Source organism: Roseimarinus sediminis (assembly GCF_050433125.1).
Classification (GTDB): domain Bacteria; phylum Bacteroidota; class Bacteroidia; order Bacteroidales; family Prolixibacteraceae; genus Roseimarinus; species Roseimarinus sediminis.
The window spans coordinates 14,678-36,415 of sequence record NZ_JBNPXV010000011.1 but is presented as its reverse complement, the minus strand read 5'-3'; the positions used below and the strand labels follow the sequence as shown (position 1 = coordinate 36,415).

The following is a 21,738-nucleotide window of genomic DNA, read 5'->3' as shown; positions in this document are numbered from 1 at the left end:
TCAATTGATTAAGAAAATACATCAATAAAACATACAATGAGAAAATTTAAAAGCACACATCTGATCATCCTTCTGGGATTCCTGTTCTTTTTACAGGGTACTGCCTTATTGGCCAACGAAAAAGAAACACAGATCGTTTATCTCTCGGGAACCGGCAGCGACGATGCCGTTGAATGGGATTTCTTCTGCACGGCCGGGCGCAACAGCGGCCACTGGACAAAGATTGAAGTTCCATCTTGTTGGGAACAGCAGGGTTTTGGAAACTATAACTATGGTGTGAATTTTTATGGCAAAGCCACGCATCCGCTCATCCCAACCGAACAGGGGATGTACAAGCATCGCTTCAATGTGCCTGACGAATGGAGGGGAAAAAGCATTCACCTTGTGTTTGAAGGTTCGATGACAGATACCCGCGTGGTAATCAATGGCAAAAGTGCCGGCGAGGTTCATCAGGGTGGTTTCTACCGTTTTCAGTACGACATCACCAACTACCTGAAGTATGGAGCCGAAAACCTGCTCGAAGTAACAGTAAAGAAAGAATCGGATGACGAAAGTGTCAATCTTGCCGAACGTCGTGCCGATTACTGGAACTTTGGCGGGATCTTTCGTCCTGTCTTCCTTGAAGTGATGCCGGCTACTTACATCGACCATACAGCCATCGATGCCAAAGCCAATGGAGCTTTCCTGGCCGAAGTGCACCTGGGCGTGGCCCCAACAGAGCCGCTTACCGTCTCTGCACAGTTGACGGATGCCGCAGGTAAAAAAATTGGAAATGCATTTTCTGCATCCACCCGCGCGGCAAGCGATAAAATTGTATTGCGCAATCATTTTGAAGGGATGAAAACATGGACACCCGAAACGCCCGAGTTGTACTTTGTGCAGTTCAAATTGGAAAAGAACGGCGAAATTCTCCACGAAGTGACAGAGCGTATTGGTTTCCGTACCATCGAAATTAAAGAGGGCGACGGAATTTATATCAACGGCGCCAGGGTGAACATGCGCGGAGTAAACAGGCACAGTTTCCGTCCCGAAACTGGTCGCACCTTAAGCAAAGCAGCCAATTATGAAGATGTGCGTCTGATCAAGGAAATGAATATGAACACGGTCCGGCTTTCGCATTATCCTGCCGATCCTGAATTTTTGGCTGCCTGCGACGAACTGGGGCTCTATGTGATGAACGAAGTGGCCGGATGGCACGGACGTTATAATACCGCTGTGGGACGTAAACTGGTTCGTGAAACGGTGCAGCGCGACGTAAACCATCCATCGGTGGTCTTCTGGGCCAACGGAAACGAAGGGGGCTGGAATGTTGAACTCGATGACGACTACCATCTTTACGACCCGCAAAAGCGTCCGGTGGTTCACCCGCAACAGGATATGAGCGGTTTGGAAACCATGCACTACCGTTCGTATGGTCAAACACAGGAGTACCTGCGTGGAGAAATGATTTTCTTCCCTACCGAATTTTTGCACGGTTTATACGATGGCGGCCATGGTGCCGGGCTTTACGATTACTGGAACATGATGTATGATCATCCGCGTTGTGCTGGTGGTTTGTTATGGGTTTTGGCCGACGAAGGGGTGATTCGCACCGACCTCGGTGGTAAAATCGACTGCGACGGCAACCATGGTGCCGACGGCATTGTAGGCCCGCACCACGAAAAGGAAGGCAGCTTCTTTACCATTAAAGAAATATGGTCGCCTGTTTATATCGATATGGAAACCCTTCCTGCCAATTTCGATGGAAACATTCCTGTAGAAAACCGCTATGACTTCACTAACCTCAATGAATGTACCTTTCAATGGAAATTGCTCCGCTTTGGTCAGGCCGACGAAGTAGAAACCAGGGAAGTAGTCGGTGAAGGTACTGCAAAAAGTCCCGACATCGCTCCACACGCCAAAGGCTTTGTAAAAGTCCCGGCCAGCTTTTCAGGTGCCGATGCGCTTCATCTTACAGCCCTTGGTCCCGATGGAAAAGAACTATTCACCTGGTCGTGGAATCTTGCACCACAGCAGGGAGTTATTGCCGAAAGAACAAGCGAAGGGGAGGCTTTTGTTGAATTTGCCGGTTATTATCTGAAGGCGCAGGCCGGTGATCTGGAATTGCGTTTCGATCGGGATAATGGCCTGCTCACCAGCGTGATCAAAGGCGGAAAAACCATTTCGTTTGGCAACGGCCCGCGCTTTGTTGCCCAACGTCGTGCCGACCGCTCACCCGACGGCTGGGTGGTGGAATACGAGACCAAAGGCATCGATCGCCTTTATGAAGATATTTCAGACCAAAGTAAACTCACCAACATTGAGTATCGCAACGAAAATGGTCTGGCTATTATTGAAACCGAATTCTTTGGCCCGCTGAAAAAAGTTACCTGGATCTTAAACGGCGATGGTCAGGTTCAGTTAGATTATACCTATGAATACGATGGTGTGGTCGAATTGATGGGAATTCAGTTTGATTATCCCGAAGAAAAAATGCAGGCGATCAGATGGCTGGGCGAAGGTCCTTACCGCGTATGGCAAAACCGTGTGCACGGCACGGTTCTCGATGTATGGGAAAACGATTACAACGACCCGATTCCAGGGGAAACATTCGAATATCCTGAATTCAAAGGCTTCTTTGGAAACTGGCGCTGGGCTTCGTTTAAAACCGACGAAGGAAATATCCGCATCGCCACTTCATCGTTTAATAACTACCTGGGCGTTTATACCCCGCGCGACGGACGTGACACCCCGCTTTACACTTTTCCCGAAACAGGAATTGCGGTACTCGATGTAATTCCGGCACTTCGCAACAAGGTGAATGCAACCGATTTGCTTGGACCTTCATCGAAAGCACACGATGTGAATGGCGAACAATCGGGTACCATTTGGCTGAATTTTGAATAAAATATAGAAAATGAGAGCATATCTGATAACACTGATCGCACTGGTTTTGATGGCTTCTTGCCAGCCTGAAACCGCTGTTTCCCCCAGAGAGGTATTCCAGTCGCCACCCGAATCGGCCAAACCATGGGTTTTTTGGTACTGGATGAAGGCTGCCGTTTCAGCCGAAGGCATTACGGCCGATCTCGAAGCCATGAAGGAAGCCGGAATTGGCGGTGCCTACCTGATGCCCATCAAAGGAGCCGATCAGACGCCGCTCATCGATCCACCGGTGGTTCAGCTCACCCCCGAATGGTGGGAAATGGTGAAACATGCTTTTGCCGAAGCCGACCGACTGGGACTCAAACTGGCCATGCATGCCAGCGATGGTTTTGCCCTTTCGGGTGGTCCATGGATCACACCCGAACTGTCGATGCAGCAGCTGGTGTGGTCTAAAACAAATGTTTCGGGCCGGCAGCAGCTAATAATGCAGTTGCCACAACCATCTTCCAGGGAGAATTATTACAAGGACATAGCCGTGTATGCTTATCCAACACCGGATGATGCAGCTTTTTCGACACATCAAATTAAACCGGTGGTTTCTGCCAGTAACGGCGAAAATGCATCTTTCCTTGTTGAAAATCAGTCTGATCAAAGTTTTCGCAGCGACGATCCCTGTTGGATTCAGTATGCCTTTGAAGAGCCATTTACCTGTCGCAATATTAAAATTGAAACCAATGGGAACAATTATCAGGCACAACGGCTGGAAGTACAGGTCAGTGATAACGGAAAGGATTTCCGTTCGCTGGGACGCCTGAATACCCCGCGTCATGGCTGGCAGGATACCGACGCCGCTTATACCTATGCCATTGAGGAGGTATCGGCCACTTATTTCCGTTTTGTGTTCGATCCCGAAGGAACCGAGCCGGGAGCCGAAGACCTGGATGCTGCAAAGTGGAAAGCCAGTCTTAAAGTGGCCGGAATACATTTGTCGGGCGAGCCGGTCATAGGCGGTATCGAAGGAAAGAATGCTACGGTTTGGCGCATTGCAGAAGCAACCCCCAAAACTGTAATTCCGGATGAAGCATGCATTAATCCTGATCAACTGATCAATATTTCGGAATACATGGACGAAACGGGAAATCTGAATTGGAATGCTCCCGAAGGAAACTGGACCATCATCCGTATGGGCCATACTTCAACCGGACATACCAACTATACTGGCGGAGGTGGTCTTGGTCTCGAAGTGGATAAATTCAATCCCGAAGCAGTAAAGTTTCAGTTCGACCAATGGTTTGGAAAAATAATTGACACCGTGGGTGAAGAGGAAGCTCAAAAGGTTCTGAAGATCTTTCATGTCGACAGCTGGGAGTGTGGCAGTCAGAACTGGTCACCGGTTTTTGCAGCCGAATTTGAAAAACGACGGGGATACAGCCTGCTTCCCATGCTTCCGGTAATGGCAGGAATTCCTGTAGAAAGTGCACAGGCTTCTGAACGTTTTCTGAAGGATGTACGTCAAACCATACTCGATTTAACACTTGCTTCTTTTTATGAAGTGTATGCTGTCGAAGCGCATCAGAAGGGATGTGAATTCAGCGCAGAATGTGTTTCGCCAACCATGACAAGCGACGGCATGTTGCACTACCAAAATGTAGATATTCCCATGGGGGAATTCTGGCTGCGTAGTCCAACCCACGATAAACCCAACGACATGCTCGATGCCATCTCGGGAGGACATATTTATGGAAAACAAATCATTAAGGCCGAGGGTTTTACTGAGCTGCGCATGGCTTGGGACGAACATCCCGGCATGCTGAAAACGCTTGGCGACCGCAGTTTTGCCCTTGGCTTCAATAAATTTTCAATTCATGTTTTTACCCATAATCCGTGGATGGATCGAAAACCGGGAATGACACTCGATCCCATAGGACTTTTCTTCCAGCGGAATCAAACATGGTGGAACCATGGAAGGGCATGGGTCGATTATCTTACTCGCTGCCAGAGCTTATTGCAATTGGGAAGACCGGTGGTTGATATTGCTGTTTTTACCGGCGAAGACATTCCCCGTCGTTCGGTGTTGCCCGATCGGCTGGTGCCCGTATTGCCCGGTATTTTTGGTGATGATGTGGTGGAAGCTGAAAAAATAAGGTTGAAGAACGAAGGACAGCCTCGTCGTGAGCTGCCCCGTTTTGTTCATGGTTCAGCCAACATGGCCGATCCGGAAGATTGGGTCGATCCGCTGAACGGATATGCTTATGACTCATTTAACCCCGATGCCTTATTGCGTTTGGCTAAAGTTGAAAATGGCCGTATCGTATTGCCTGGTGGTGCATCATACGCCATGCTGGTTATTCCCGGCAAACGCCGCATGAACCCTAACGGCGAATACATGTCGGGTGAAGTGGCCAGCAAAATTGAGCAGCTAATCAACGATGGTGCCACCGTTTTGTTTGCACAAAAACCCATTCCGGTGAAAGGAGATGCCGAAGCTGAAAAAGCACTCCAAAATATATTTAATAATGCAGATCAATCACGGGTATTGGTGGGTGCTTACAATAAAAGCACTTTTGAACCAGTTGGCATTGCGCCCGATTTGATGGCTTTTGATGAAACCGGGAAAAGGATCAAAGGACTTGCCTGGAACCACCGGTCAATGCCCAATGCTGAAATATATTTCATTGCAAACCAACAGGAGCATGAAAAGATCATCAATTGCTCATTCAGAACTGAAGGTAAACTTCCTGAAATCTATAATCCGGTAACAGGAGGAACAGAAACGGCTAAAAGCTGGGCGATGAAGGATGGCAGAACCACTTTGGCCTTAAAGTTTCCGGCAAATGGTTCTTACTTTGTTGTTTTCGAAAAGGATACAAAACAGCACAAGGCCGATGAAGGGAATAACTGGACAGATATTAAACAGGTAAAAGCAATAACCGGCAACTGGGAATTGAATTTTGATCCTGTGTTGGGGGGCCCGGCTGAAGTGGTGAAAACCGATCAACTTAAAAGTTGGACTGGTTTCGACACCTTTGGAATTAAGCACTACTCAGGTACTGTGGCTTACAACAACCGCTTTGAGTGGGAGAAGAAAACAGACGGGCGCGTCTTCATCAACCTGGGAGAGGTGGCTAACATTGCCGAAGTATTTGTCAACGACAAGCCCTGCGGCATTGCATGGACAGCTCCTTACCGTGTTGAAATCAGCGAAGCGCTGCGTCTGGGCAATAATAAGTTGCGCATCGAGGTGACCAATACCTGGGCCAACCGGATGATTGGAGATCATGGTGTTCCTGAAGAAGAGCGAATCACATGGACCACTGCTCCTTATGTGCTCGAAGGAAAGCCCCTGCTCGATGCAGGTTTGTTGAGCGAGGTGAATATAGAAGTTGAATAAACCCTTTGTGTCCTTAGTGTCTTTGTGGGATAAAATTACCTCCCACAAAGCCACGAAGGTCACCAAGGAAAAAAATAACCTTTTGTGTACTTTGTGCCTTTGCGGGAAAAAAATTAAATTCACTTGTAAACTCTAATGGTATGACAGAAAATGAATTAGCCAAAATTGCAGTGGATGTATCTTTTAAAATCCATACGACCTTGGGCCCTGGGCTATTGGAAAGTGTATATGAATCAGCGTTTGCATATGAATTGGAAAAACGTAATATTCTTTATACACGCCAACAGGGTATTATCGCAAGATATGAAGACGTTGTGCTGGATGTTGGTTTCAGGGCCGACATCATTATGGAGAACAAGTTAATTGTTGAACTTAAATCAGTTGAACACATTGAAAAAGTTCATCATAAAACCTTATTGACCTATATGAGATTAACTAACATTAAACTTGGACTTTTAGTGAATTTTAATGTCAACCTGATTAAGGAAGGTATTCATCGAAAGATTTTAGGTGAGTTATCGGAATAAAAAACAGCTCTCACGAAGCCACAAAGTTCACTAAGAAAAAAATAACACTTTGTGTACTTTGTGTCTTTGTGGGAAAAAGTATCCCACTAAGCCACAAAGATCACTAAGAAAAATAACCCTTTGTGTAATTTGTGTCTTTGCGGGAAAAAATTACCTCCCACTAAGCCACAAAGATCACAAAGATCACAAAGAAAGTAATAACTAACTCAATAGAAATGAATAACCGCTTATTATTGACAATTGTAATTGTACTTACATCATTTTTAAGTAGCCATGCTACCATAAAACTACCTTCTATTTTTACCGATAACATGGTATTGCAACAGCAATCGAACCCTGCAATTTGGGGCTGGGCCGATGCTAAAACAACGGTTAAGGTTACCACATCGTGGAACAACGAAACCTACGAAACAACGTCGGATAACGATGGAAAATGGAAGATTGAAGTAAATACCCCCGAAGCCGGTGGCCCTTATGCCATCGCCATAAGCGACGGCGAAATGCTGACCCTGAATAATGTGATGCTGGGTGAGGTGTGGCTTTGCTCCGGTCAGTCGAACATGGAAATGCCCATGAAAGGGTTTACCGGTCAGCTGGTAACGGGGTCAAACATGGACATACTGAAGTCGAAGAATCCCACCATTCGGATGATTTCAGTACCCCGCAAAGCCGATGTTGTACCTCAAACCGATTTTGAAGGAAGCTGGAAAGAGGCTTCGCCCGAAACTGTGGCGAACTTTAGTGCCACCGGGTATTATTTTGGTCGCCTGGTTAACGAAATGATGGATGTACCCGTTGGGCTGATCGATGTAAGTTATGGCGGTTCATGCATACAGGCATGGATGAGCCGTGAATCTTCTGTGCCATTTGAAGATAAGGGGCTGCCCGAAACCAACGACGATTTTAAAAAGGAACGCAATCGTACACCTGTTGGGCTTTTTAATGGCATGTTGAACCCTGTTATAGGATACGGCATCAAAGGTTGCATTTGGTACCAGGGCGAAACCAACTACCGCGAACCCGATTTGTATGAAGAATTGTTTACCACCATGGTGGAAGAATGGCGTAACTTGTGGGGTGTGGGAGAATTTCCGTTTTATTACTGCCAGATTGCCCCGTTCAACTACGCTCAGTTTACCCCACACGACTTAAAAGAAAAAGACAATTCGGCGTATTTGCGCGATGCACAGCGTAAATGTGCTTTAACTATTCCTAATGTGGCCATGGCCGTATTAATGGATTGTGCCGATTGCGAAAATATTCATCCGGCTGATAAGCATCTGGCAGGCGAGCGGCTGGCCTTGCTGGCTCTGGCTAAAACTTATGGTTTGAAAGGTTTTGGATATGCCAGCCCTGAACTCAACGACATACAAATTGAAGGCAGTACGGTTACGGTATCGTTCAACAATGTGCCCAACGGCATTACCAGTTTTGGCGAAGAAATTACCACTTTCGAAATAGCCGGCGCCGACAAGCGTTTTTATCCGGCAACGGTTTTTAAACGCAACAAGTCGGTGGTGTTATCGTCGCCACAAGTGAAAGAACCGGTAGCCGTGCGCTATGCATTTCACGATTGTGTGAAAGGGCAGTTGTTTGGAACCGAGGGCTTGCCCTTGTCATCGTTCCGTACCGATGATTGGTAAATAGACTTTGCAAGAAAACTCCGATAACTGCGTTACGCTCACCTTTCTTTTCAGTCATCCCGAAAGCATTCGGGACTCCTGAAAAGAAAGGATCGCAAGCCTTGTTCTCGAAGTTTTCTTATCAAAGTCTTAAGAAACGAGCATAGCTTGCCATTACAACCCCAATTTGATCGGGGGATTTGGATTGCTTCGTTTTTGTTTCAAGACAAAAATGAAGAGCCCAGCCGGCTTGAGGCGAGCTAGTAGTAAAGTAGTCAGGATGCTTATTGATAATGCTTTATAGGTATTTAATGAAAATAAAATTTAATAACGGGTAGTGAATGTTATAATGAATAGATATGAGTAAAACAAAAATACTTACAGTCATTATTCTACTGTTGGCTTTTCAGCTTTCAGCAGCGGAACATTATATACACAAATATAATCCGGTGTGGAAATCGTCCAGCCAAAATTCATCGGAGTCGATGCCATGCGGGGGTGGCGATATTGGCTTGAATGTATGGAGCGAAAAGGGCGACATCCTGTTCTACATGCAGCAAAGCGGCGCCTTCGACGAGAACAATTCTTTTTTGAAAGCAGGTCGTGTTCGCTTGCAGCTTACGCCCAATCCTTTCGATGAGGGTACTTTTCATCAGGAGTTGGTGCTTGAAGAGGGGCATGTGTTGTTTAAAGCCGAAAAAGATGGGATTGCAGCTGAAGTAAACATTTGGGTCGATGTTTTTAACCCCGTGATTCATGTCGAAATTGAGAGCAATAAGGCGATGAAAGCCACAGCTACCTACGAAAGCTGGCGCTATGCCGACCGCGAAATGGAAAAGAACGAAAGTTTCCAGAATAGCTACAAATGGGCTCCTCCCGAAGGATTGATGATGAAAAAGGACGAAGTTGGTTTTGATGATGAGCGGATTCTGTTTTATCATCAAAATAAAGGTGAAACCGTATTCGATGTTACTGTTAAGCAGCAGGGCATGAGTGCCGTAAAAGATAGTCTGTTCAATCCCCTGGAAAATTTGATTTCGGGTGGATGCATGTTGGGCGAAAACTTTAAACCGGCCGGAACGACCCATGGTAAATATGTAAATGCCGATTTTAAAGGCTGGAAGCTGCAATCGGTAAAAGCAGCTAAAAAACAGTCGTTTGCAGTGGTTTTGAATTTGCAAAAAGCTTCGTCGGCTCAGGAATGGAAAAGTGTGTTGGCTCAAAAAGCCGATGGAGCGTTGAAAAATGCCAGAAGCACTAAAAAAGCTACGCAGGAATGGTGGAACGCCTATTGGAACCGCAGTTTTATTCAGTTTGATTCCGCGCTAACCGACACCTTGCTTAGCGGTGATGTAGCCCGCAATTATCAGCTGTTTCGGTACATGCTTGGCTGCAATGCTTATGGTAGCTATCCAACCCGTTTTAACGGCGGCCTTTTTACATTCGATCCGGTTTTTACCAACGAGAGCCGTGCCTTTACGCCCGATTTTCGCAACTGGGGTGGTGGTACTTTTACCGCTCAAAATCAGCGATTGGTTTATTTTCCGATGTTCAAAAGCGGCGATACCGATATGTTGAAGCCCCAGCTCGATTTTTATAAGAATTTGCTGGGCAACGCCGAAATGCGCAGCCGCTTTTACTGGGGGCACGATGGTGCTAGTTTTACCGAGCAAATTGAAAACTTTGGATTGCCCAACCCCAGTGAATACGGCTGGAAACGCCCCGACTGGTACGATAAGGGAATGCAGTACAATGCCTGGCTCGAATACCAGTGGGACACCTCGCTCGAGTTTTGTTACATGGCCATATTGTGGCATCAATATACCGGGAAAGACATTGCAGAATACATACCGATGATACAAAGCTGCCTTACCTTTTTTGATGAGCACTATCAATACCTTGCCCGTAATAGGGGGCGGAAAGTGCTTGATGATGAGGGAAAGTTGGTGCTGTACCCGGGCTCGTCGTGCGAAACCTATAAGATGGCCACCAATGCGGTTACCACTGTAGCGGCGCTTAAAGTGCTTACCCGTGAATTGCTTGCATTATCGGAAAGCTATTTGAGTGATGAAGCGGTTGAAAAGTGGAATAATTTTGTAAATCGCATCCCCGATATTGAATTTCGGGAAATTGACGGACATAAAATGATTGCACCCGCCCGAATGTGGGAGCGCATAAACAATACCGAAACACCGCAATTGTACCCCGTTTTCCCGTGGGGAATGTATGGTGTGGGAAAACCCGGTTTGGAGCTTGCTGTAAATACGTACAAGTACGATCCTGACGCACAAAAATTCAGGGGGCATGAAAGCTGGAAGCAGGATGCGATTTGGGCTGCCCGTTTGGGCTTGACCGATGAAGCTGCTCGTTTGGTACAGTTGAAGTTGGGTGATTCGGGGCGACGCTTTCCGGCATTTTGGGGACCCGGGTTCGACTGGGTACCTGATCATAATTGGGGCGGATCGGGAATGATTGCCCTGCAGGAAATGTTGCTCCAAACAGCCGGCGATTCGATTATTCTGTTTCCGGCATGGCCTAAAGGGCATGATGTGCATTTTAAATTACATGCACCGCAAAACACGGTAGTTGAAGCCGGGATGAAAGACGGGAAGCTTGTTAAGTTGGAGGTAAGCCCGGCAGAGCGAAAGGAAGATATTATTATTTGGGAATAATGAGCGAAGTTTCGGGCCGGGCGGAGGTGGAAAGCCTGCCGTTGTAGCGCCCGACGTGGAGCAGGAGGGCAGGGGCGATTTTATGAGCCCCCTGCACGACAGGCGGAACGCGGGAGGTACAATGGCAGCTTGGAGCCGAAGACCGATCAGCCCGCCAAAAAATTAAAAATTGTAAAAAAATAGCTATGATGCGATGGATTTCGAAAATGGCCTTTTTGTTGGCAGTGATGGTGTTAGCGGCGTGCTCGTCGCCTGAGTTGGAAGTGCTTAGTACTTCGTGCGAGTTGAAAGCCGAACCGGTAGGAATGCCGCTAAGCGGGTTCAGGTTGGGGTGGAAACTGGGATCGAAACAGCGGGGTGTGGTGCAAACGGCTTATCAGGTGCTATTGGCTGACGATGCCGGGAAGTTGACCGAAGATGCAGCTTTGTGGGATTCGGGACAGGTAGCATCGGATGCGAGTATTTTGGTGAAATATGACGGAACAGCGCTTGAGCCGGGGGAACGCTACTTTTGGAAAGTGAAGGTTTGGGATAATCATGGAAATGAATCGGCATGGAGCAAAGTGGCGTCGTTTGTGACAAAGCTGGATACTCCGGATTGGGAAAAAGCCGAATGGATTGCCTACGACGAACTGGAACAGGAGCGGCGCATAGTGCCTGGAGTACATTTACCCGGGAGCGATAAAAAATGGCGCGATGTTAAGAGTGGCGACCATGTTTTGCCTCTTTTGCGGAAGGATTTTTCGACGGATAAAAAGGTTGAACAGGCTTTGGTGTTTGTGTCGGGGCTTGGCCATTACGAGCTTTTTTTAAACGGGAGCAAGGTGGGCAACAGCTTTTTGGCCCCGGGATGGACGCACTACGACGATTTCGCATTGTACAACACCTACGATATTACCGATGCCTTGCAAAAGGGGAGTAACGCCTTTGGTGTGATGCTTGGAAATGGTTTTTATAACATCCCGAACGAGCGTTATCGTAAACTGATGACAGCCTATGGCAAGCCCATGTTGCGCATGGTAGTGAAACTGACCTACAGCGATGGGGAGGTAGAAGAACTGGTGACCGACGAAAGCTGGAAAGTGGCACCGGGACCGCTTACTTTTAGCAGTATTTATGCAGGCGAAACCTATAACGCGATGCTGGAGCAAGATGGATGGAACCGCCCTGGATTTGACGATTCGGGTTGGCAAAAGGCAATGGTGGTAAAATCGAATGTTGCAGCGCTGCGTCCCGAACTGGATTATCCGCTTGAAATTACCCGCGAAATAGCGTTTGATTCGATCATGACGATTGATGAAAAGGACGGTATTTACTTATACGATTTCGGTCAGAATGCTTCGGGGGTACCATCCATCAAGGTGCAGGGGCAAAAAGGCGATACCATTTATTTTTATCCTGCAGAGTTGAAAACCGATGACATGAGGGCCAATCAGCGGGCTACCGGTCGCTGGCATTATTACACCTACATTTGTAAAGGCGATGGCGTTGAAACCTGGACACCACAGTTTACCTATTATGGTTTCCGGTACGTTGAAGTGAGAGGTGCCCATCCGGAATCAATGCCCGGAAACCGGGAATTACCCGTGGTGCTCGACATGGTTCACAAACACACCCACGTGAATGCACCCAGGCAGGGAAGCTTTGAAACTTCGTTTGAGCTGTTTAATGATGTCTACTCGTTAATCGACTGGGCAATACGCAGCAATTATGCAAGCGTGATGACCGACTGTCCGCACCGCGAAAAACTGGGCTGGCTGGAACAGCTTTACCTGATGGGCGGCGGTATTCATTACAACTACGATATTTACCATACCTACCGCAAGCAGGTGGAAGATATGATGGCAGCTCAAACCCCCGAAGGGCTTGTGCCCGATATAGCACCTGAGTATGTCGAATTTTGGGAGTGGTTCCGCGATTCGCCCGAGTGGGGCAGTGCCTCAATACAAGTGCCGTGGTTGTTGTATAAGTGGTATGGCGATACCGAAATTATTGAGCAATCGTGGGACATGATGGGTCGCTATGCCGAATACCTGCGAGATACATCGGTGAATCATATTCTCGACCATGGTTTGGGCGATTGGTACGACCTGGGGCCCGAGCGACCGGGAATTGCACAACTAACACCCCGAACGATAACCGGAACAGCAATTTATTACTCCGATATAAAACTGATGTCGGAAATGGCAGGTATTATTGGTAAATCGGATGAGCAAACCAGGTATGCCAACTGGGCTGCCGATATTAAAAAGTCGTTTAACGAAACTTTTCTCGACCCCGAAACAGGAATTTATTCAACCGGCAGTCAAACTGCTATAGCCATGCCACTGGTGGTAGGCCTGGTAGATGATGAAGACAAACCGGCTGTATTTAAAATCCTGGTCGAATCCATTGAAAAAGATAACAAAGCGCTCACGGCCGGCGATGTGGGTTTCCATTACCTGGTAAAAGCCTTGCAGGAAAATGGTGGTGGACAATTGCTGTTCGAAATGAATGCCCGTGACGATGTGCCCGGGTATGGCTACCAGCTTAAAAAAGGAGCTACGGCTTTAACCGAATCGTGGGCTGCACTTAAAGAAGTATCGAACAACCACCTGATGCTGGGCCACATTATGGAATGGTTTTACGGCGGATTGGGTGGAATTGACCAAACACAGCAATCGCTTGCTTACAAGCAGCTTAAAATAGCACCGCAAATGGTGGGCGACATCAAACAAGCCCGTGCAACCTTCGATTCGCCGTATGGTAAGGTGGTATCGGAATGGGAGCGCAGTGACGGAACAGTAAAACTGCATATTGAGGTGCCTGTAAACAGTTCGGCCCTTGTTGAAATACCTTATGCCGAAGGGCAGCACCTGCTCGAAAAGGGCAAGGCTGTAAATGAGGCCGAAGGTGTTGATGGTTTGGCTGTAATCGAAAATAAATGGGTGCTGACCATTGGATCGGGCAGCTACACTTTTGAAGTTCAATAAAACAATTGTACCATGTTGATACGAAAAACCAATAGCATTGATGCTTTTGCAGCAGGTGACGAAACCTTGCTGAAAGAAATCATCAACCCGGCAACTGCGGGGGCAAAGGTTCGTTACAGTCTGGCGCACGCCTTAGTAAAGCCGGGGCAAACAACTTTGCCACATCGTTTAAAGTCGTCGGAAAGCTACTATGTGTTGCAAGGCGAAGGCGAGGTGAGCATTAACAACGAAATAGCCATGCTCGGAGTGGGCGATCTGGTGTATATTCCGCCCCGGGCACTTCAGTGTATTCGCAACACTGGTACTACCGATCTGGTTTTTCTTTGCATTTGTGATCCCTCCTGGCGAAAAGAAGATGAAGTGATAGAATGATACGATGAACAAATTATAGGATTATTTATAAATCAAATCAATTGTTTAACATAAACCTAACAACGTATGGAAAATTTATCGAAAGCAAGAGATTTGCTCAGCAGAGCAATCCGATTAAAGTTATTTGTAGTTGCAAAACTAACGGTCTTTATGCTTCTTATTACCGTTTTTTCGTCGTTTGCAGCAAAAAATACTGCTGTAAAGCCGAAAAAGGAATCGATAACCAGTAACGATGTGCGCAAGGAAATTGTTATTTCTTCCCGGTCTGAGTTTACGAACTCTGTAAGTCAGCAAGCCCATCGTATTTCAGGAAAGGTAAGCGATTCAAAAGGTATTCCGTTGCCGGGCGTAACCATTGTGGTAGTGGGTACTACCAATGGAACAATTACCGATGCCAATGGATTTTTCTCACTGTCGGGTGTCTCAGACGACGATGTACTGAAAGTCTCCTTTATAGGCTATGCTTCTCTTGAAGTGGCAGTAGCAGGAAAAGACGAGTTACAAATTACCCTCAGCGAATCATTGATCGATGTGGATGAAGTGGTGGTGGTAGGATATGGAAGCATTAAAAAACGTGATCTTACCGGAGCGGTTTCGTCAGTAAGCAGCGACGAACTGGTCGCAGTTGGTACCTCCAGTGCCATGGCAGCCATGCAGGGCCAGGTGGCAGGTGTTAACATTACTGCCCGTAGTGGTTTGGTGGGCAGTGAATACGACATCCAGATCAGGGGGGTGAACTCCCTTTCGGGTGGCCAGCCACTTTATGTGGTCGATGGTGTAATGATGGACAATATCAACTTTCTTAATCCAAATGATATTCAGCGCATTGATGTTTTGAAAGATGCCTCTTCAACAGCCATTTATGGTTCGCGTGGTTCCAATGGCGTTGTGATCGTTACTACCAAAAAGAGTGAAATGTCGGGTGCATCAAGAGCTTCAGTGAGTTATTCCGGTTCTGTGGGGCTGCGCGCCATCGCCAACATGCCCGACTTTTTAACTTACGAAGAAGGAATTTTGTACACAACGAATCGTGACATTACCAAAAAGTTGTATCGTGGCGATGAACTGGTTTCACCCGACGATATGTTTGGCTTCCCTGCTGAGGGCGATGCCCACGCATACTGGAAAGAAGTACTTGCCAGTGGCCGGCATACCGACTGGATTGACCTGATGACCAAACCCGCTGTTAATACCAATCACTTTGTAAGCGCCAGTGGTGGAGCCGAAGGGGTGAGCTACATGATTGGTGCCGGCATCCTTTCCGACAATGGTAATGTGAGTGGTCAGTATTACAACAAATACAACTTCAAGGCCAACATCGATTTCTTTGCGCTCGAACAATGGAAAATGGGAGCCAATATCAACCTGGCTTATACTGACCTGGAACTGGGGAGCAAGAACATTATGAAACAACTTTTCAGAATGCCGCCATGGACGCCGGCCTACAACCGTGATGGAGAAATGATTCAGGTTCCCATGGTGGGAATATCGGGCAATGTGAGTCCGCTGGCTGTTATGAAATATGATAAATACAACAAGCAGGACTACTACGTTATTTCTAATTTCTATCTTGAATATTTGCCTGTGAAGTGGTTAAGCCTGAAAACAACCTTCTCACCCAACATGACTTTTAACCGGCTGGGTGAATACTGGGATCCACTTTCTACAAAGAGTTCGGGTGGAGCTTATATGAGCATGTCGAACAATTTGTCCTATATATGGGATAACCAGTTACATGCCGATCGGGAATTTGGTTTGAATACAGTGAATTTCGATTTTATTCATTCGATCCAGATGAATCGTTATGAGTACCTATATGGTTATGGATGGGGCCTTCCGTTTAACTCCGAATTTTACAATGTGGGAAGTGCCTCCAGTCTTTCGGCATCAAGCGCTTTCCAGAAAAGTACACTGATGTCGTATACCGGCAGGGTGAATTATGATTATGCCGATAAATACATGTTTACCGGATCGGTACGCTGGGATGGTTCGTCGAAACTGGCCGAAGGACACAAATGGGCTTTTTTCCCCTCGGCAGCTGTGGCATGGCGCCTTAGTGAAGAGGACTTTATGAAGGGACTTGAAGCGGTCGATAACATGAAGCTGCGCTTGAGCTATGGTTATACCGGTAATAACAACATCAATGCTTACGAAACGCAGTTCGCTGTAAGTACTCAAACTTATTACGACTGGGATGGTGAGATAGCAAACGGTTTTCGTCCAAGTGCCATTGCCAATAAGGAATTAACCTGGGAACGTACCCGCGAGTGGAACCTGGGGCTTGATTTTGGTTTCTGGGACAATCGGGTTTCAGGAGAGCTGAACCTTTATGATAAGCTATCGCTGAACCTACTGATGGAGCGCAAACTGGCCATTCCAACTGGTTGGGCCAGCATGATGGACAATGTGGGATCGCTTAAGAACCAGGGGATCGAATTACAATTGCGTACCATTAATATTCAACGTAAGGATTTCTGGTGGGAAACCAATTTCACCTTTGCGAAAAATAACAATGAAATTATCGAATTATACGGAAAAAAAGAAGATGACGTAGCCAATCGATGGTTCATTGGTCAACCCGTCGATGTGGTGTATGCCATGGAATTTGATGGTGTATGGCAAAAGGATGAACTGGCAGCCGATCAATTGCAGGAAATGGAAGGCACTGCCAAAGTAAAAGACCAGAACAACGATGGTAAAATCGATATCGATCATGATATGAAGATTCTGGGTTCTCCTATTCCCGACTGGACAGGTAGCTTGTCGACCCGCTTTAAATACAAGGGTTGGGATTTGTCGGCCACTATTTACACCAAGCAAGGTGTGTTTATCTACAGTCCTTTCCATCGTGAGTTTACCGATTTTAACAGCAAGCAAATTCTCGACGTTCCCTATTATATGCGCGAGAATCCGTATACCGAAGCCCGTTACACCAACGAATATCCCCAACCAACCTATCAGGGCGATTACTGGGGCGAAGATGCCGAAGATTATGGTTATCCCGGTTTCAACAAGGATGCCTCGTTTGTTCGACTGCAAAACATCGCATTGGGTTATACACTGCCTTCCGAATGGATTAAAAAGGCTGGTATCAACCGTTGTCGCTTTTATGTGAATGTTGTTAATCCGTATGTTTGGACCAAATATGAAGGATTTGACCCGGAATGGGCCGGAGCTTCCATTTCGGGAGAGAACCAAAATTCTAACTCTTTTACCGTTTATCAATTTGGTGTTAACTTAACTTTCTAAGAATTATGAAGAAACTGATTTATATCTCAATCGCTTTTTTTCTCCTCCTGAACAGTTGTGCCGACTTTCTGGTTGAAGAAAATAAGAGCAGTGCAACTGCCGAGAACTTCTATGTTACAAAGAATGGCTATGAAGCCCTTGTGAATTCTGCTTATGCTACGCTTCGTGATGTTTATGGAGGTACACCCTATATGTATTGTGCCGGCACCGACCTGTTTTTCGGTGCTCATCAGGATGCCCCACTGGCATTAACTACTTATTTGTCATTAACCCCCGGATCTCCTCATGTATCGTCTTTCTTTGAAAAGCTTTACCAGAGTATTCAGGTGTGTAATACAGCAGTTTATTATAACGGCGTGACCGAAGAAAGTGTAAGTCTTGAGTCCCGGTTGGGCGAGGTCAAGTTCCTGAGGGCCTATTATTATTTCTTATTGGTTCAGACCTTTGGCGACGTAACCCTGGTAGAGAATATGGTATCGGAACCCATTACACATTTTGAGCGGAATGCTGCTTCCGAAGTGTATGACTTCATTATTGCTGAACTCGAAGAGGCAGCATTATTGGTTCCTGAAAGCCAGGAAGATTTTGGAAGAGTAACACTCGATGCGCTTAACCATATCCTGTCGAAAGTTTACCTTACCCGTGCCTATGAAGAATATGGACAGGAGAATGATTTTCAAATGGCAGCTGATGCGGCCGAGAAAGTGTTGGCACGTCGCAACTTATATCCAAATTATGCCGACATCTTCAAGTACATGAACGACAATAACAGCGAAGTTTTGTTCTCTATTCAGTACGACGAAGTATCGTTAATGAATGGCGGGGCTCATAACTGGGACTATCCCTGGGGACCACTCATTCAGGGAGCAGGCGAAGGCGTGTCGAAGAAAAATTTACTGCATCCTACCGAGTATCTCTACCGAGTTTACGACGACTATGATTCCCGTTTTGAGGGTACTTTCTGGAACATTCTCACCAATCCTTTTTACAATGCGGTACTGGCGACCTATACTTCCGACATTGCCTACTATTTCCCGCGAACGGATGAGGAAATTGCCAATGTTGACAACTGGGTAAAGGAGCGCCGGCGTTTTCGTGAAAATGCTGTGATTGTTCCCATGGGCGAGAGCTGGTGGGATGGCAATAACCAGGCGAGCTTTCCTCCACTGAAGAAATTTGACCGTTTACAGACCGATGACAAACGGTATACACACGATTTGTTTTTATGTCGAGTGGGTGAAACTTACCTGAATGCAGCTGAGGCATATTGGCAATTGGGTAATGTGAACCGGGCCCTGGAACTGGTGAATGCGGTGCGTCGCAGGGCTGCAATGGACGGTCATCAGACCGACATGGAGATTGAAGCTGCGGCTTTGGATCTCGATTTTCTGCTTGACGAAAGAGCCCGTGAGCTGGCAGGTGAAGGTCACCGCTGGTTTGACCTGAAACGTACTGGAAAACTCATGGAACGTACGAAAATACACAACCCCGATATCCGTTCGCTGTACAATTCAGGTACCGATCCTTTTCTTGGGAATAACGGAACCTATAAAATATTGAGACCTATTCCGCTGGGAGCCATTGCACTCGACTCGGGCGAATATCCTCAAAATCCGGCTTATGCCGACTAAATGCACCTTTTGTGGAATTCAATATGAAAAAAAGTTGGAAGGGGCTGCCGGGAGCAGCCCTTTTCTTATTGCAATAACGGAAGAGTAGGTAGCTTAGCTTTTCCCTTTTCTTAAGCTGACAGTTCTTTCTGCCAGTTCTTTTAATTCCCTTGGGGTGAAGCCGCCAAATACAATCAATTCATTGGGGCCGGGTGCGACTTCAATTTCCTTCATTTCAATATTTTCAAAAACACTTTGCGCCGATACGGTTTCTCCTGTTGTCAGGTGAAAAATGCCCTTGGCGCGGATACTTTGTGCTGCTATTTCCTGAAAAAGTATTTCCAGTTCCGGCATCGAAAAGCGGACATTGTTTCTCAGTACACTTACCTGCAAGGGTGGCCTGCCTCCCGAAGCTTGTCCAATGGAAACATATTTCCTGACGGGTTGACTTTCGGGCTCAAAATCGAAGATGCCAAAACGGGTCTGAACAATCTTTGCAAAGGGATTTTTGGATGAAATGGCTTCCTCGATGGCAGCCATGTTCTGCGGCGTAACCAGGTCGCTTTTGTTAATGATCACTGTATCGGCAATCATCAGCTGATGCTGAAAGCGGGTAATCAGTTTTAATCCCTTGAAATAATTTTCGCCATCGGCAAGGCAGAAAATATGCCGCAATTGCATTTGCGAAACAAGTGAAGGACTTTGCAAAATTTCGGCCATGTTAATCGGGTCGGCCAGGCCCGAAGCCTCCAGAAAGACCAATTCGGGTCGGTAGTGTTCAAGCAGCCTGAGCAGTGTTGCTTCGAAATTGCTGAGCTGGCAGGCACAAAAAACCGAGCCGTTATTTATTTCAACAAGCTGAAAGTCGGGAGAATTTTCTTGTAGCAGCTTCCCGTCAATGCCCGTCGGGGCAAATTCATTCTGGATGATGGCAATACGGTGCCGCTCTCCAAGCGTACTCAGGAGGTGTTTCAGAAAAGTAGTTTTTCCACTTCCCAGGAAGCCGGTAATGAGATAAAAGGGAATCATATTCGTCCCGTGTTAATAGAAGGCCGGCAGACCTGTGCCGGCCTTCATTGTTTAATTTTTCTTTTTGCTCAGATAATGCTCAATTCGTTCCTCAATGGTATGAATAGGAGGGATTTGTGAGATGAACTCGATGTTTCCGTCCATCACAATGGTCGGCAGATTTCGCACTCCCAGGGTGAACATCATCTGCACTCCTTCGGCATCTTTAATACGGTGTTCTTTAAACTGAACCTTTCCGTTGAACCTTCGGGCGGCACGTTCAACGGCATCGACCATGTACTGACAGGGCGCGCATGATGATGAGTCGAGGGTAATCACGTCAACAATCACCTGCTCATCGGACCAGTGGGAGCTCAGGTCAAGTTGTTCCACTTCGTGGATGGTGGCTGTGCTGGCTCTTAATTCACCTTGAAGTAGCTCATCGTGATTTAACCGGCTTACGGCTTTCAGGTTCTCAGAGGGTGTGGCCATGGGAAGGTCGCAGCCAGGCGCCAGAACAAAGCCTTCTTTTCCGCCAAGGTCCATACATTCGAGTGCTTCCCGCTGAGCATCTTCGGTACTTCCCATCAACAATACCACTGTCAGGCGCATGTTACCGCCAAAACTGAGCTGGTATTTTTCAGCCATCTCTTTTACATAAGTGAGATCGATATTTTCATCAATCGATATATTGTCGGGCTTGCACTGGCACATCACCTCGATATTCTGGGTGGCATTGCCGCACACAAAATAAGAACTCAGCGCTCCGGCTTCACGGATGTGTTTGAATACGCGGGTACTGGGCTCCTGTATAAAGGTGGAAAACGAATCAGGATCGATCTGGCTGATCATGGGATCGACTACGGCAATAACATCGCAGCCCGATTCGATGTATTGTTCGGCCATTTTAGCAGCAACATCGCTGGTGAAGTTCATTAGCTGATGCACATAGTCGGGGTCTTCAAACATTTTCATGAATATATCGGTTCCCAGCAAATGGAGCGCCAGTGTAAACGGTCCGGTTATCAGACCGTAAAGGGCCAGTTCGGGATGCTTTTCACGCAGCAGTCGGGCGGTTTCAAGTACGACCGGAATGCGGCCATCGTTGGCATCAGGAAGCTTTAGCTCACTCAGTGCAATGCCTTCCGAAAGTGGATGCGATATAACCGAGGGCGGATTGTCATCGGCCCAGTGCAGCCGGCAACCCATGGCTTCGGCTTCAATTTGCAGGTCGAAAGCCACCGGTATGCCATCGGGCTGATATAATTCAACGGCTTTGTTGACTCCCTTGAGCATCAGCGTTGCCGATTGAAGATATTCACCGGCCTTTTTACCGGTGAGCTGCGCAGCGTGGCAACCTACAAAGGGTACCCAGGGGATGCGTTCGACATGCTGACGTTGAAATGCTTTATTTATTAACTCTTTTCCTTGCATCGTTGATTTTATTTAA

At 46.9% G+C, this 21,738-nt stretch carries 11 protein-coding genes; 9 read left to right on the top strand and 2 right to left on the bottom strand.

The annotated features are described in order from the left end of the window. Positions 1-36 precede the first annotated feature (36 nt). The 9 genes from FHS86_RS14165 (at position 37) to FHS86_RS14125 (ending at position 19,301) form a co-directional block, all read left to right on the top strand. The gene (locus FHS86_RS14165; protein ID WP_429414948.1) at positions 37-2,886 is read left to right on the top strand and encodes a glycoside hydrolase family 2 TIM barrel-domain containing protein; all 2,850 of its coding nucleotides are present in this window, start codon (positions 37-39) and stop codon (positions 2,884-2,886) included. Positions 2,887-2,896: 10 nt separating this feature from the next. Next, positions 2,897-6,256, top strand: coding sequence for a glycosyl hydrolase (locus FHS86_RS14160; protein WP_429414945.1), 3,360 nt, complete (start codon positions 2,897-2,899; stop codon positions 6,254-6,256). A 140-nt stretch (positions 6,257-6,396) separates the two neighbouring features. Further along, the gene (locus FHS86_RS14155) at positions 6,397-6,783 is read left to right on the top strand and encodes a GxxExxY protein (RefSeq protein ID WP_429414943.1); all 387 of its coding nucleotides are present in this window, start codon (positions 6,397-6,399) and stop codon (positions 6,781-6,783) included. A 215-nt stretch (positions 6,784-6,998) separates the two neighbouring features. Further along, positions 6,999-8,426 carry a sialate O-acetylesterase gene (locus FHS86_RS14150; RefSeq protein ID WP_429414940.1) on the top strand — a complete coding sequence of 476 codons (1,428 nt, stop codon included), beginning with the start codon at positions 6,999-7,001 and terminating at the stop codon, positions 8,424-8,426. A gap of 338 nt (positions 8,427-8,764) precedes the next feature. Then, entirely contained in the window at positions 8,765-11,077 is a 2,313-nt protein-coding gene (locus FHS86_RS14145) for a DUF5703 domain-containing protein (protein ID WP_429414938.1), read from the top strand. Positions 11,078-11,262: 185 nt separating this feature from the next. Further along, positions 11,263-14,049 carry a family 78 glycoside hydrolase catalytic domain gene (locus FHS86_RS14140; RefSeq protein ID WP_429414935.1) on the top strand — a complete coding sequence of 929 codons (2,787 nt, stop codon included), beginning with the start codon at positions 11,263-11,265 and terminating at the stop codon, positions 14,047-14,049. A 12-nt stretch (positions 14,050-14,061) separates the two neighbouring features. Beyond that, a complete protein-coding gene (locus tag FHS86_RS14135; protein ID WP_429414932.1) occupies positions 14,062-14,421 on the top strand; it encodes a cupin domain-containing protein in 360 nt (119 codons plus the stop codon). 150 nt (positions 14,422-14,571) lie between these two features. After that, complete coding sequence (locus FHS86_RS14130; protein WP_429414929.1) at positions 14,572-17,670, top strand: SusC/RagA family TonB-linked outer membrane protein; 3,099 nt, start codon at positions 14,572-14,574, stop codon at positions 17,668-17,670. Positions 17,671-17,675: 5 nt separating this feature from the next. After that, positions 17,676-19,301: a RagB/SusD family nutrient uptake outer membrane protein gene (locus FHS86_RS14125; RefSeq protein WP_429414926.1), complete on the top strand. Its 1,626-nt coding sequence runs from the start codon at positions 17,676-17,678 to the stop codon at positions 19,299-19,301. A 93-nt stretch (positions 19,302-19,394) separates the two neighbouring features. On the opposite strand, the gene FHS86_RS14120 is transcribed toward FHS86_RS14125, so the two are convergent. Both FHS86_RS14120 and FHS86_RS14115 read right to left on the bottom strand, forming a co-directional pair. After that, positions 19,395-20,309: a GTP-binding protein gene (locus FHS86_RS14120; RefSeq protein ID WP_429414924.1), complete on the bottom strand. Its 915-nt coding sequence runs from the start codon at positions 20,307-20,309 to the stop codon at positions 19,395-19,397. 51 nt (positions 20,310-20,360) lie between these two features. Further along, positions 20,361-21,722: a uroporphyrinogen decarboxylase family protein gene (locus tag FHS86_RS14115; RefSeq protein WP_429414921.1), complete on the bottom strand. Its 1,362-nt coding sequence runs from the start codon at positions 21,720-21,722 to the stop codon at positions 20,361-20,363. Positions 21,723-21,738: the final 16 nt, after the last annotated feature.

Excerpts from the sequence above, each read along its gene's own strand:
- FHS86_RS14155 (WP_429414943.1), top strand. The coding sequence starts at position 6,397 with ATGACAGAAAATGAATTAGCCAAAATTGCAGTGGATGTATCTTTTAAA.
- FHS86_RS14140 (WP_429414935.1), top strand. The coding sequence starts at position 11,263 with ATGATGCGATGGATTTCGAAAATGGCCTTTTTGTTGGCAGTGATGGTG.
- FHS86_RS14145 (WP_429414938.1), top strand. The coding sequence starts at position 8,765 with ATGAGTAAAACAAAAATACTTACAGTCATTATTCTACTGTTGGCTTTT.
- FHS86_RS14160 (WP_429414945.1), top strand. The coding sequence starts at position 2,897 with ATGAGAGCATATCTGATAACACTGATCGCACTGGTTTTGATGGCTTCT.
- FHS86_RS14125 (WP_429414926.1), top strand. The coding sequence starts at position 17,676 with ATGAAGAAACTGATTTATATCTCAATCGCTTTTTTTCTCCTCCTGAAC.
- FHS86_RS14115 (WP_429414921.1), bottom strand. The coding sequence starts at position 21,722 with ATGCAAGGAAAAGAGTTAATAAATAAAGCATTTCAACGTCAGCATGTC.
- FHS86_RS14150 (WP_429414940.1), top strand. The coding sequence starts at position 6,999 with ATGAATAACCGCTTATTATTGACAATTGTAATTGTACTTACATCATTT.
- FHS86_RS14120 (WP_429414924.1), bottom strand. The coding sequence starts at position 20,309 with ATGATTCCCTTTTATCTCATTACCGGCTTCCTGGGAAGTGGAAAAACT.
- FHS86_RS14135 (WP_429414932.1), top strand. The coding sequence starts at position 14,062 with ATGTTGATACGAAAAACCAATAGCATTGATGCTTTTGCAGCAGGTGAC.
- FHS86_RS14165 (WP_429414948.1), top strand. The coding sequence starts at position 37 with ATGAGAAAATTTAAAAGCACACATCTGATCATCCTTCTGGGATTCCTG.
- FHS86_RS14130 (WP_429414929.1), top strand. The coding sequence starts at position 14,572 with ATGCTTCTTATTACCGTTTTTTCGTCGTTTGCAGCAAAAAATACTGCT.